Annotated in this window: 11 protein-coding genes; 2 read left to right on the forward strand and 9 right to left on the reverse strand. The window is 44.1% G+C overall.

Annotation, left to right across the window (positions count from 1 at the left end; translation table 11 throughout):
- Position 1 precedes the first annotated feature (1 nt).
- From M3P07_RS11565 to hutH, 8 genes are all read right to left on the reverse strand, one after another.
- Positions 2-3,010, reverse strand: coding sequence for a DNA polymerase III subunit alpha (locus M3P07_RS11565; protein ID WP_335342063.1), 3,009 nt, complete (start codon positions 3,008-3,010; stop codon positions 2-4).
- Positions 3,011-3,276: 266 nt separating this feature from the next.
- Positions 3,277-4,491 carry a DNA polymerase IV gene (gene dinB / locus M3P07_RS11570; RefSeq protein WP_249970068.1) on the reverse strand — a complete coding sequence of 405 codons (1,215 nt, stop codon included), beginning with the start codon at positions 4,489-4,491 and terminating at the stop codon, positions 3,277-3,279.
- A gap of 113 nt (positions 4,492-4,604) precedes the next feature.
- Complete coding sequence (locus M3P07_RS11575) at positions 4,605-4,886, reverse strand: type II toxin-antitoxin system YafQ family toxin (RefSeq protein WP_249970069.1); 282 nt, start codon at positions 4,884-4,886, stop codon at positions 4,605-4,607.
- Positions 4,887-4,900: 14 nt separating this feature from the next.
- Positions 4,901-5,128, reverse strand: a complete 228-nt coding sequence (locus tag M3P07_RS11580) for a hypothetical protein (RefSeq protein ID WP_249970070.1) — start codon at positions 5,126-5,128, stop codon at positions 4,901-4,903.
- A 452-nt stretch (positions 5,129-5,580) separates the two neighbouring features.
- A complete protein-coding gene (gene hutG, locus M3P07_RS11585; RefSeq protein WP_249970071.1) occupies positions 5,581-6,549 on the reverse strand; it encodes a formimidoylglutamase in 969 nt (322 codons plus the stop codon).
- A gap of 254 nt (positions 6,550-6,803) precedes the next feature.
- On the reverse strand, positions 6,804-8,819 hold the full coding sequence (locus M3P07_RS11590; RefSeq protein ID WP_249970072.1) for a urocanate hydratase: 2,016 nt from the start codon (positions 8,817-8,819) through the stop codon (positions 6,804-6,806).
- 1 nt (position 8,820) lies between these two features.
- On the reverse strand, positions 8,821-10,056 hold the full coding sequence (gene hutI / locus M3P07_RS11595; protein WP_249970073.1) for an imidazolonepropionase: 1,236 nt from the start codon (positions 10,054-10,056) through the stop codon (positions 8,821-8,823).
- Between the two features lie 4 nt (positions 10,057-10,060).
- Positions 10,061-11,638, reverse strand: coding sequence for a histidine ammonia-lyase (gene hutH / locus M3P07_RS11600; RefSeq protein WP_249970074.1), 1,578 nt, complete (start codon positions 11,636-11,638; stop codon positions 10,061-10,063).
- A gap of 77 nt (positions 11,639-11,715) precedes the next feature.
- On the opposite strand from hutH, the gene M3P07_RS11605 reads away from it, so the two are divergent.
- Both M3P07_RS11605 and M3P07_RS11610 read left to right on the forward strand, forming a co-directional pair.
- On the forward strand, positions 11,716-12,603 hold the full coding sequence (locus M3P07_RS11605) for a LysR family transcriptional regulator (protein WP_249970075.1): 888 nt from the start codon (positions 11,716-11,718) through the stop codon (positions 12,601-12,603).
- 46 nt (positions 12,604-12,649) lie between these two features.
- Complete coding sequence (locus M3P07_RS11610) at positions 12,650-13,204, forward strand: nitroreductase family protein (RefSeq protein WP_249970076.1); 555 nt, start codon at positions 12,650-12,652, stop codon at positions 13,202-13,204.
- 89 nt (positions 13,205-13,293) lie between these two features.
- Here M3P07_RS11610 and M3P07_RS11615 read toward each other — a convergent pair whose 3' ends face one another.
- Positions 13,294-13,803: a DUF456 domain-containing protein gene (locus tag M3P07_RS11615; RefSeq protein ID WP_249970077.1), complete on the reverse strand. Its 510-nt coding sequence runs from the start codon at positions 13,801-13,803 to the stop codon at positions 13,294-13,296.
- Positions 13,804-13,871: the final 68 nt, after the last annotated feature.

Here is a 13,871-nt window from a genome sequence, read left to right on the forward strand (position 1 = left end):
CTTATTCTTTTATCACTTTAGGCTTCAATAATTTCTTGCTCGTTTTCATGTCTGCATAGCGCGGGTCTGGGATATAATCCTGTTTTTGCATTTTAATGACCTCAATGCTCAAAAAACCGAACTCACTTACCACTTTGCCATAAAAGCGATAAATACCTTTTCCCCTAAAATGATATTTGGCCGCCACGGGTGGGAACAGTACAGTGTCGAACACCTCCCCATGCTGATCTACCAAAGTCGCGAAGTGCATTTGTTTGCCAGTATGGGTACTGGTGTTTTTTACGGTGACGAGATACCCATAAATATCGATATGCTTGTTTAAATAGCGGGAAAGGTCCCGTTGTCCATTGTTGTTTTTGGGTGCTTCTTCCAACAAATCAAATGGACTGCAGAGACAGAAACCCAAGAGTTCCAATTGATCAAAGGCGGTTTCCTGGTGTGTGGTGTACAGTTTGGGAATCTTGAACTTTTGATGACGGGGCGGGAACAGTTTTGGATGTTCCAAACGGTCGTTTTTGGAGAGCATCAAATGGGCTTTCCAGAGCAATTTGTGCTTGTTGATGCCCGTAAACCGGAAGGCATCAATACGAATAAGGATGGAAAGTTGCTCCACGGAAATAATGACCCGATCCAAGAAATCTTCCAAAGAGGTAAAATTCCCATCCACATTTCGCTCCTTGATGATACGTTCCATGACCCTGCTTTCCAAATCGCGGAGGTACATCATTCCCAAATAAATATGGGTGTCATAAATACGGTTGACCGCATCGCTATTGTTGATACAAGGGGCATGGATGGTGGCACCGATCATTCGGGCGTCGTGGATGTAAAATTCGGAACGATAGAACCCCCCTCCATTATTGAGCACGGCCACCATATATTCCAAGGGATAGTAGGCACGTAAAAAAAGACTTTGATAGCTCTCCACGGCATAAGAGGCAGAGTGCCCCTTGGCAAAAGCATAACCTGCAAAACTGGCCACTTGGTTCCAAATCTCAAAGATGATGGTGTCGGCATAGCCCTTTTTTCTACAGTTGGAAATGAATTTGTCCTTTACTTTCTGAAATTCTTCCCGTGACCGGAATTTCCCACTCATTCCCCTACGGAGTACATCGGCCTCACCCAAATCCAGGTCCGCAAAATGGTGGGCCACTTTGATCACATCTTCTTGATATACCATTACCCCATAAGTGTCCGGCATAATATCCAACATCACAGGATGTGCTTTTTCTTCCGCCCGCCCCTCATTACGGTGCCGGAGGATGTATTCCCGCATCATACCACTTTTGGCCACGCCGGGGCGAATGATGGAACTGGCGGCCACCAATCCCAGATAATTGTCCACTTCCAGTTTTTTCAGGAGCATACGCATGGCAGGCGATTCCACATAAAAACACCCCATACACTGTGCGGTCTTAATCAGGTTGTTTATGGTGCGGTCCTTTTTAAAACTTTGGATATCGTGGATGTCAATCTCTTTAAATTTTTCAGGTTGATTGTAAGCCACAATTTCCAAGGCTTCTTTGATCTTGCCCAATCCGCGTTGCCCTAAAATGTCGAATTTGTACAATCCCACATCCTCGGCAATAACCATATCGTATTGTGTAGTGGGAAATCCCTTGGGAGGCAAATGGGTGGCCGAAAACCAGTGCAAAGGCTTTTCACTGATCAGGATGCCCCCTGCGTGGATACTCAAATAATTGGGCTTGTTTTTTAGGAGTCTTCCATATTTTAGAACAAGTTTGGACATGCTGTCCAACTTGTTGGGGTTATATCTGCCCGTGACCAAGAAATCGATTTCTTGTTTGGGCAACCCAAAGACTTTCCCCAATTCCCGGATAACACCTCGCTCTTTGAAAGTAACATAGGTGCCCAACAGTGCTACATGGTCAAAACGGTCAAAAATATATTGGGTCATGGCCGGTCTGTCCCGCCAAGAAAAATCGATATCAAAATCGGGTGGATTGGCTCTATATAAGTTGATGAAGCGCTCAAAATAAAGATCTAGTTCCATGGGGTCCACATCGGTGATCCGAAGGAGATAAGCCACAATGCTGTTGGCGCCGCTACCCCGACCCACGTAATAAAATCCTCTGCTACGGGCTTCGGAGACGATATCCCAATTGATCAAAAAGTAAGAGACAAAGCCCATTTTTTTAATAAGATGGAGCTCTTTATCCAATCGATTTTGGATGGAGGTGTTCACTTTTGCATAGCGATAGGGGAGGCCTTCAAGACACAGTTTTTCGATGAGTTTTTCATCGGCTTCCACACTATCCAGATAACTGTTGAGGTTTTGGGGTTTTCGTCCTTTGGAAAAGTCAAAATGGATGCTGCAACGATTCAATAGCTTTTCTGTGTTTTCCAAAATGAAGGGGTATTCGGAAAAGGCGGCTGCCAAGTTTTGAATGGGAAACATTTTTTCCCCTTCGTCGGCCTCTTCCTCTTGGGAGAGTTTACTCAAGAGTACATTATTGTCGATGGCCCTGAGCAAACGATGGGCATTAAAATCGGCCTTGTTCCTAAAAGTAACGGGTTGCTGCACCACCAATTTCTTTTTGAGTTTGACCAATCTTGAAAAAGGCAACCGCCTTAAATCCTGAATGGAGACCCCAATAAATTCATGTTCCACAAAATTTTCCAGCTCGTTAAGCAGTACTTGTTCAAAGGGATAAATGACGAACACATTTTTAAAGGCTGGAGCCTTGACAGGGATTTCCAATTCGTTATGGAGATGGTGGGATAGAAAGTCATTCAGCTCCAAATAGCCTTCATTGTTCTGGGCAATTCCCAGAAAACAGGGTTGCACCCCATTCCTAAAATCGATGCCCAAAAGAGGGGTTATTCCATATTCTGGGGCCTTTCTCACAAAATTCAATCCTGCAGAGGTGTTGTTGATATCCGTTAATACCAAACGAGTGACATGGTTTTGTTGGGCAAGTTCCAAGAGTTCCAACTCCGAGAAAGTACCGTAGCGCATGCTGTAATATGTATGACAGTTTAAGTACAATGTTCAATTACCAATAATCAGTTTTTAATTTTTAGTTTTTCATGTTGAATTGTGGATGGATGTTCATTCAAAATTTAGAATCCAACATTCAACCTTTTGCCAAGCTCCAAATCCCAAATTCCAACAATCGAGTGATCGAACTGTCGAAAAATTTTCGATTTTCGATTTTTCATTTTTATTGCCCATTGCCCATTGCCCATTGCCCATTGCCCATTGCCCATTGCCCATTGCCCATTGCCCATTGCCCATTGCCCATTGATGATTGTTCACTGTTTTCTATGAGCCAACACCACAGGGGGCTCCCCGTTGAAGGGGTTATGCATGCTGCCGATAGTTTTTGCGCCCATGGCGGAGGCCCGCAACACACTTCTACTTCCAAATCTTTTCCGAACATAATCCATGGCCTGATATAGATTCAAAGCCTCTTCGGTATCCTCAAAAAGATTGATTTGGTAATTGCCCGATACCAAATGGCTAAACCGAATGCCCACCAAGCGTACCAGCATTCTTTTATTGTACAGGGTGTTGAACAATTCCAAAATCTTGGGGATGAGAATATGGTCTGCACTGGTGTAGGGAATCCGTAGTTGTTTGGAGTAGGTGTTAAAATCGGAATAGCGGATTTTCACCGCAATACAAGCGGTCAATTTATCCCCTCGACGCAATTGAAAAGCCAAATTTTCAGTCATGGCGAGTAAAATGCCCTTGAGTTTGGTAACGTTAATGGTATCCCGGTCAAAAGTGCGTTCGGTGGAAATGGACTTCCGGTCATGAAAAGGAATTACGGGGCTGTTGTCCATACCGTTGGCCCGTTTCCAAATAACCCTTCCATTAGCGCCTAGGACCCGTTGCATAATGTCCATGGGCATTTCCTGAACGGTCTTTACTTTCCGAATGCCCAAGTTCCTTAAGGTTTGGTAGGTTTTATCGCCCACCATGGGTATTTTTTTGATGGAAAGCGGGGCCAAAAAGGGCTTTTCCAACCCAAAATCGATTTTAAGCTGGTTATTGGGCTTGGCCTCGTTGGTGGCCACTTTGGAAACCACTTTGTTCACGGAAAGCCCAAAGGAGATGGGCAATCCCGTTTCCCGTATGATTTTTTTGCGCATTTCCGAAGCGTACTTGTAGCAGCCAAAAAAACGATCCATTCCCGAGAGGTCGGCATAGAATTCATCGATGCTCGATTTTTCAAAAAGGGGCACGTGTTCCTTAATGATTTCGGTAACCACATCGGAATATTTACTGTAAGTTCCTGCATTGCCCCGGATCACGGTTGCTTCCGGACAGAGTTCTTTGGCCATTTTCATGGGCATACCGGAGTGTACACCAAATCCGCGTGTCTCGTAACTACATGCCGCTACCACACCACGATCACTGGTGCCGCCTACCAATAAGGGCTTATTTTTCAGCTCTGTATTGATAATACGCTCTACGGACACATAAAATGTATCCAGATCCATGTGTAAAATGGTCTTTTTCATTGTTTAGTTGAGGGAAGGCTAAATTATGGAATAATTCCTATAAAATGGAAATAATCCAAATAATTCAATTTGAAAAACGTGAGGAAAGGAAATGTGAAGTTTTGGGAACTATTTTATTTGAATAGATCCGAATGACTGCCAATACGGACGAGCTTGATAACCTTGGGGGATTCAATTTGTATCCAGATAATTAGTAAATCGGGTTTAATATGGCATTCCCAATTATCGCTATATCTGCCGGAAAGCTTGTGGGGTTTAATTTTTTGGGGAATACCTTTGACTCCCTTTAGCTGTAGTGCCTTGAGTACTGCTGTAGTTAATTTAAAATCCTTTTCGTTGTTCTTTACCTTTTTTAAATCCTTTTTAAATTGGGTCGTAGGGACTAATTGGTACATGGATATATTGGTGGTTAAAGCTCGTCCAAGAACTTGCCCAAATCATCAATAGGAGCTAGGTTATCACTGTTCCTGGCCTCTTCAATGGCAGATTTGGTTTCTTCATTGGGTATATTCCCAACATCATTGTACAATAAAAACTCAATATAATTATTGAGACTTCTTCTTTGTGCTTTTGCTTTCGCCCGAACAAGTTCAATCAATTCCTCATCAAAGCGGAGGGCAACCTGTTTTGTTTTCATTATATCCTGGATTGAGGTATGCCACAAAGCTAATGTATATCATTATGATATACAAATGATATATAAGTGATAAAAAATATATGTGGATACAGTCCATCTGTTTTCTGTTCTATACAAGTGATATATCGTTAGGGGGATTAAAATCTGTGCCGTTATTCAAAAATCATTCCTATCTTTGCCGTGTTGTGTTGGATTTCAATCTGTAATAAGATTGGAATCAGGTTGAGGTATCAACGTGATGCCCGCCAATGAAAGGCTTTCCATTTGGAAGGCTTTTTTTGTTAGTGAAGCTCAATTTTGGAAAGGTCATGTGCCGCATCCGAAATTGTTAGCTGAGCTAATTCCGCCAAAAAGGCGGAATCCCTTTAATCGTATTGGTAGTATAGTAATCTATAGTTGAGTTAATACCGCCAACCGAGCAAAACCTTCTAATCCAAAAAGAAAAATACCGTTTAGGGAAACAACAAATGGGCAATGTGGTGCACCAGCGAAGCGGCAAGTTTGGCAGTTTGCCCATCCACATCATATTTTGGGTTCATTTCTGCCAAGTCCACACTGATTAATTTTCCCGATGCAATAATCGTCTTTAAGCACTCCAACACAATTTGTGGGGTAAAGCCCATAGGGGAGGGAGCACTTACGCCTGGCGCATAGGCCGAGGAAAACCCATCTAAATCAATGGTTACATATGCGTTATCCACCGTCTTTATAAAGGCATTGATCCATGTATTGATTTCATCCAGAAACTGGATTTGAAATGTATCCGAGAGTATAAAATTGACATCAAGTTCCTTGGCTGTTTGAAAAAGATTGCGGTCGTTGGCATCTTTTCGGATACCTAGACAGAGGTAGTTGAATTTGATGTTTTCCTTTTTGCACTCCATGGCAATTTGATAAAATGGAGTGCCCGAATTGTTGTTCTGGGTGTTCTGCCGAAGATCAAAGTGCGCGTCAAAATTAATGATGCCAATGGTTTGCCCTTCTTTTTTCGAACCAAGATGGGTTTTTATTCCATGATAATGTCCATAGGCCACATCGTGCCCTCCGCCCAAGACAATGGGAAACTGTTTTTTATCCAATAGGGAGGTTACCCCCAGACTTAGCGCTTGTTGGGATGCTTCCATATCCCCATCAGAACAAGTGATATTCCCCGCATCGTACAACTGAACCGTGCTCGGCAGATGGTTGGGCATTTTCGCCAAGCTGTTTTTTATGACATCGGGGCCTTTTACCGCCCCAACCCGACCTTGGTTTCGCTTTACGCCCTCGTCACAAGCATAGCCTAAAAGCGCAATGGACTTTTTAGGTGGTTCGGGAATTTCATCCAGAGGTACGCACTTCACTTTTTCGTGAAGATAGAGGCTTTTATTACTGATACGCCCCTGCCAATTGTCCTTTTTAGGTGCACTGTAGTGTTTCATGGGTTGCAATAGCTAGTTGACAATCATTGGCTTCGTTTAAAGACTTCCTGTTTTTCTAAATTTTTGACACAAATTTTCACCAAAGTTCTCGAATTTATTCAAGTTTTTTAAGCAATGGCCTAGCAAAATAAGAGCTGGATTTAAAGCCCTAAATAAAGTTCAACAAAACAATCCAAGGTATGCTGTATGAATCCGTGAAATTCGTGTCTGAACATAATAAAGAACCACTTTTTCAAAAAGTTTAAATCATCTCATTAGGCATCAAAAAGATGGTCCAAAATATCGGTTTCTACCAAATTGGGCAAGGTAACCTTCAAATTAGGTGTGCGTTCCATTTCGCGTTTAATGGCAAAAAGGGCTTCCTTGTTCCGTGCCCAACTTCTTCGGGAAATTCCATTGTTTACATCATAAAACAACATGCTCTGCAGCCTCCTCGAAGCTTCTTTGGAGCCATCCAACACCATTCCAAAGCCACCGTTCATTACTTCGCCCCATCCTACACCTCCGCCGTTGTGGATGGAAACCCAGGTAGCACCTCGAAAACTATCGCCAATCACGTTGTGTATGGCCATATCCGCGGTAAACTTACTCCCGTCGTAAATGTTGCTGGTCTCCCGAAACGGGGAATCGGTACCACTTACATCGTGGTGATCTCTGCCCAGCACAACCGGAGCAGTGATATCACCATTGGCAATGGCTTGGTTAAAAGCCTCCGCAATTTTGGCCCTGCCTTCAGCATCCGCATATAAGATTCGCGCTTGTGAACCCACCACCAATCTATTTTGCTTTGCTTCTTCAATCCACTTGATATTGTCCTGCATCTGCTGTTGGATTTCCTCTGGAGCTTTCGCCTTGATTTGTTTCATGACTTCTAGGGCGATGGCATCCGTTTTTTGCAGATCGGATGGATTTCCAGAAGTGCACACCCATCGGAATGGACCAAAACCGTAATCAAAACACATGGGTCCCAAAATATCCTGTACATAGGAAGGATATCTGAAATCAATATTATTTTGGGCCATTACATCGCCACCGGCACGGGAAACCTCCAATAAAAAGGCATTTCCATAATCGAAAAAATAGGTTCCTTTTTTTGTGTGCTTGTTGATGGCATTGATTTGCCTTCGTAAGGATTCCTGTACTTTTTCCTTAAACGCGGAAGGATTTTCTGCCATAAGCGCATTGGCTTCTTCAAAGGATAATCCTGCTGGGTAATATCCCCCTGCCCACGGATTGTGCAGGGAAGTCTGGTCCGATCCGAGATGCACAAAAATTCCTGCCTCAAGAAATTGCTCCCAGACGTCCACCACATTTCCGATATATCCCAGGGAAACAACTTCATTTTGGGCAATGGCTTTTTTAGTACGTTCGACCAACGCTGATATATTGGTCCAAAGTTCGTCGACCCAACCTTGTTCATGTCTCTTTTTTGCGGCTTCGGGGTTTACCTCGGCACAAACGGTGATACAGCTGGCAATATTCCCCGCCTTTGGTTGGGCACCGCTCATACCTCCCAGTCCGGCTGTAAGGAATACTTTTCCTTCCGGATTTTCTCCTTTTTGGAGTACTTTCCTAAATGCGTTCATCACGGTTATCGCAGTTCCGTGTACAATGCCCTGCGGACCGATGTACATATAGGAACCAGCGGTCATTTGCCCATATTGGGTGACCCCCAAGGCGTTGAATTTTTCCCAGTCATCGGGTTGGGAGTAGTTGGGAATCATCATTCCATTGGTCACCACCACCCGTGGAGCTTCCGCTGGGGAAGGAAACAATCCCATGGGGTGGCCAGAATACATGTGCAGGGTCTGTTCCTCGGTCATTTCGGCCAAATACTTCATGGTCAACAGGTATTGTGCCCAATTTTGGAAAACGGCCCCATTGCCCCCGTAGGTGATCAATTCTTCAGGATGTTGCGCTACGGCAGGGTCCAGGTTGTTCTGGATCATTAACATGATGGCCGCAGCTTGTTTGGATTTGGCTGGGTAATCCGAAATGGGTCGGGCATACATTTTATAATCCGGTTTAAACCGGTGCATATATATCCGACCGAATGTCTTGAGCTCTTCGGAAAATTCCGTTGCCAATGCTCTATGCCATGCCACCGGAAAGTAGCGCAAGGCATTTTGAACTGCCAATTTCTTTTCTTCCAGGGATAGCATATCCTTCCGTTTGGGTGCGCGGTTACCTCCGGTTGGATAGGGCCTAGCTGGAGGAAGTTGCGCAGGGATACCTTGAAGGATCTGTGACTTGAATTCTTGAAGTTCCATATTAATTGCTTTCAAAAACGTTTTTACCGGCTTTCCAGACCGAGCTTGGTTTTAATTGTCCTTGATGATAGGTGATCTCTTGATAATTGTTTGTTGGGAACAGCACAAAATCGGCCTGCATTCCAGGATAAAGACTTCCACGGTCCGAAAGATTTAAGGCAGCGGCAGCCCTAAAAGTGATTCCCGCCAGGATTTCGGTATTGGACAATTTTTCAAAAGTTCCTAAAATACTTGCCTGGGTGAGCAGGTCGCCCATTGGTGCCGAGCCCGGATTGTGGTCACTGGCAATGGCCAAAGCCCCGCCGGCATCCAAGAGTTTTCTTGCCGGAGTAAAATCGCATCCCAATCCCAATGAAGCCCCTGGTAAAGCAGTGGCAATCACCTTGCTATTGGCCAACAGCTGGATTTCTTTTTCGGTACTGGCTTCCAAATGGTCGGCACTTATGGCACCAAATTTTACCGCTACTTCGCTGCCGCTGGTGGTAAATTGGTCGGCATGTACTGTAATATCAAATCCCATTTCCTTGGCTTTTGCAAAATAGGGCTCTATTTCTGTTGCGGAAAATGCACTGTCTTCGATAAAGGCATCGACCCGATTGGTGAGTCCTTCGGATTTTAGGACAGGAAACAGCTTTGTGATGATTTCATCTAGGTAGCTGCCTTCTCCTTGCCAATCCTTGGGTTTTATGTGGGCCGCCAAACAGGTAGTCACCAAATCAACAGAAGTTTTATCATTGGCACTCTTAATGGCCCGAAGCATTTTCAGCTCCTCGTCCACAGAAAGTCCATAACCACTTTTTACTTCGATGGTGGTAATCCCATTTTTCAAGTGTGTTTCACTTCGCGTAATAATCCCTGCTTCCAATTCGGATTGGGATGCTTTTCGGGTTTGGGTAACGGTGTCCCAAATGCCTCCTCCTGCCTTGGCGATTTCCAAATAGGAAACCCCTGCATTTCGCAAGGCATAGTCCCTGGCGCGGGAGCCTCCAAAACAGATATGGGTATGCGCATCCACAAATCCGGGTAAGCAAACATGCTGCCCTTCAATGTGATGAACCTCGACTTCCGAAGATATTAGATCTTCAAAAACGCCGATCTTTTCAATTTTTCCTTCGGAAATCAATAGCCCTCCGTTTTCAATAATGGGTAGTTCCGAATCCTTCAAACTGCCTTTTAAGGGCAAATTGCTCATAGGGAGTAGTTGGGCAAACGGGCCAATTAGTATAGATTTCTCCATGGGATCAATAGGTTTCAAATTCAACTTGATGGGGAGTGTTCCATTGCAATTTTTTATCGGCCATAACCTGTTCGACCAGGGCAATGATCTCCCCTTTTTGGATCATTTCGATTCCCTTTTCAATATCATCGGCAAAAACACGGTCGCTATCGGCAAAGGAAACCTGGGTTCGAATGAATTTATAGATTTCATCCAGTAAAACACCAGATTTTAAAGGTTTTCTGTACTCAAAAGCTTGAGCAGCGGTCAAAAGTTCTATGGACAGGATTTTTTCCACATTTTCAATAATGCGAAGTGCCTTACGACCACTTATAGAGCCCATGCTCACATGATCTTCCTGCCCCAACGAAGTTGGAATACTGTCGGCGCTTGCCGGGAAGCACAAACTTTTGTTCTCACTAGCCAGGGCGGCCGAAGTGTATTGGAGGATCATATAACCCGAGTTGATCCCAGTGTCTTCCATTAACAATTTGGGCACCCCTGGGCTGTTTCCCTCCAAGGCAAGGTATATTCTTCGATCAGAGATATTGCCAAGTTCTGACGAGGCCAAGGCGGCATAATCCAGGGCCATGGCCAAAGGTTGACCGTGGAAATTACCCCCGCTTATGGTGAGCTCATCATTTATGATGACCGGGTTGTCCGTCACGGAATTTAATTCAGTTTCCAAAAGCTCCTTTAAATGGAGCCAGGCATTTCTGGATGCGCCATGTACTTGGGGAATACATCGGAGCGAGTAAGGGTCTTGCACCCGCTCACAGTCGATATGATCTTCGAGAATTTCTGAGCCTTGAACAAGGGTTCGTATTCTCGCAGCCACATGCTGATTGCCCTTAAACGGACGCAAGGCATGCAATTCCTCAAAGAAGGGTTTTATGGAACCTTGCAATCCCTCCAGCATCATCGCACCGATAATATCGGCTTGTCTTAGGGCATACTGCATTTTTTGAACAACAAGAACGGCATGGGCCGCAATAAACTGGGTGCCGTTGATCAAGGCCAAACCTTCTTTTGGGCCAAGTTCCAATGCTTGCAATCCGGTTTTTTGGAACAGCTCTTTGGTAGCAATGGTCTTCCCTTCAAAGTCTACCTTGCCCAATCCGATTAGAGGGAGAAATAGATGGGAGAGTGGTGCTAAATCCCCAGATGCCCCCACGGAACCTTGGGATGGTACAACAGGAATAGCATCGTTTTCCAAATGCCACAACATCCGTTCAATGGTAGTGACCGCAATTCCTGAAAACCCCTTGGCCAATGCATGGATTTTTAGAATCAGCATAATCTTGGATAACCTCTTGGAAATGGGTTCGCCCACCCCCACACTATGACTCTGTAGGATATTGGATTGTAGGATTTTGGTATCCTCTTTGGAAATTTTGGTGTTGCACAAGGGACCAAATCCCGTATTGATGCCATAAACAATGTCCCCTCTTTCCACAATACGTTGTACTCGAAGACTGCTCGCCTTTATTTTTTCAAAGCAGGGCCCGGAGACCACACCTCGGATATCTCCTTTGGCAATGTCCAAAGCTACACCTGCGGTTAGATGGTCTTCGCCAAAATGAAATGTTTTGGGTTGTTGCATGCGAATAATTTTAGTAGATAAAGGTAAAATTCATGTTTAATAATTACCAATACTTATTTTTGTAATAATCAATAAGTATGAATTATCAAATTGAACTCAGACATTTTATCTATTTTTTGGCGGTAGCCGAGGAACTCCACTATCGGAAGGCTGCGGAAAAGCTATTTATTTCCCAACCCGGATTAAGTACCCAAATCAAACAGATGGAAGAGATTTTACAGACCCAACTTTTTGTCCGCGATAAGAAAAAGGTAAGCCTGACGCCAGCAGGGGAATTTTTAAAAGGGGAAGTGGAATTTGTGCTCAACCATTTGGAACAGACCAAGAAACAATTGAAACTTATCGGCAAGGGGCATTTGGGAGAAGTACGCATTGGATTTTTGGGTTCTGCGATGCAAAATGTGGTGCCCAATTTGCTATTGGACCTCAAACATAAATACCCATTGATCCATTCGAGTTTGGAAGAGTTATCCAACCGTGCCCAAATTAATGCCATTTTGCACGACCGACTTGACTTGGGCTTTGTACGGTTGGCAAGAGTTCCCAAGGGGCTCATATTAAAGCCTGTTTTTGAGGATACATTTTCCCTGGTTCTTCCTGAGGACCACCCATTGGATGCTAAAACCTTTAAAGGGATGAAACAAGCGGCCGGAGATGATTTTATCTTGTTTTCGCAGGACTATAGTCCTTTGTATTATGATACGGTTTTAAGTATTTGCGAAGATGCCGGATTTACACCGAGGGTTTCCCATAAATCGGTTCATGCCCAAACCATTTTTAAGTTGGTCGAAAACAAATTGGGTATTGCCATTGTCCCAACAGCTTTGCAATACGGCTTTCAAATGAAGGTGAAGTTCATCGAGTTGAAACGCATCAAACAACGGGCGGTACTTTCCATGGTATGGAAAGAGGACAACAGAAATCCCGCGCTTCAAAATTGCATGGAATTGCTCTTAAAAATGTAGTGACGGAGGGAGCAAGGCTTATCTTTGGAACCATATAGTGTGTATTATGATTTTTGATATTATAAAAAATAGACGCAGCATCTTTCCTGCGCAATACAATGACAAACCTATTTCTAAAGAGACCGTCCAAAAAATTTTAGAGGCAGCAAATTGGGCACCCACACATAAAAAAACAGAACCGTGGCGGTTTAAAGTTTTTATGAACGGGAAGCAAGCGGAATTGGGTAGGTTTCTTTCAGAGAAATATCAGGAAGTAGACCCAAAACCAAAACAGGTCAAGATTAAAAAACTACAGGAAAACCCAGCACGTTCCGCTGCGGTTATCGCCATATGTATGCAACGCGATCCCAATGAGAGCATTCCCGAATGGGAAGAAGTGGCTGCTACGGCTATGGCGGTACAGAACATGTGGTTGTGCAGCGCAGCACTGGGAATAGGTTGCTACTGGAGTTCTCCGGGCCTCATTAAATACATGGACGAATTTTTGGAATTCAAGGAGGGTGAAAAGTGTTTGGGCTTTTTTTATATGGGCCATTACGATGAGGAACCGCCCTTGGTGAAACGCAGACCGATAGGGGAAAAGGTGGAGTGGTTGGATTGAGTATTGTTTTGCCATTCGAACAAAGGCTGGAATCCATATTCGGTTTGACACGAATTGCTCGAATTTCACAAAATGGTATTCAAGCAATATTAAAAAGGATTCAATTCAGCAGCGTACTTTACGGCAACAATAATAAAGAAAACCAGATATCCGGCCGTTAGTACAAACTTCATAAAGGTTCCGGTCAAAAACCCAATAAAAGATCCAAAAGCGGCCTTCATGGCTGTTTTTTGGTCGGCCTTATTGATAAGTTCCCCTACCAAGGCTCCCACAAACGGCCAAATGATGATACCAAACGGCCCAAATACGGGAAAAATTATCGCCACCAGCAAACCAACTATGGTTCCCCACATTCCGGCTTTGCTACCTCCAAATTTTTTGGTGCCCGCTGCGGGTATAACGTAATCCATTACGGTTACACCCAAGGCAAGAACAAGGGTACCTCCCAAAATCCACCAATTATCAGGAACTGCCTTGGTCATATATAGTAGTAACAATCCAATCCAACTTATCGGCGGGCCCGGTAACACGGGGAGAAAGCTTCCCAATATCCCGACAAGCATTAGAATGAATCCCAAAATAAGCAACGCGATGTCCATACGGTCTTTTGGATATGAGACAAATATACCGCCTAATTGTTACAGCGTTGGAAGTGAAATCCAATTTA

It is taken from the genome of Flagellimonas myxillae (assembly GCF_023502235.1).
Taxonomy (GTDB): Bacteria; Bacteroidota; Bacteroidia; order Flavobacteriales; family Flavobacteriaceae; genus Flagellimonas; species Flagellimonas myxillae.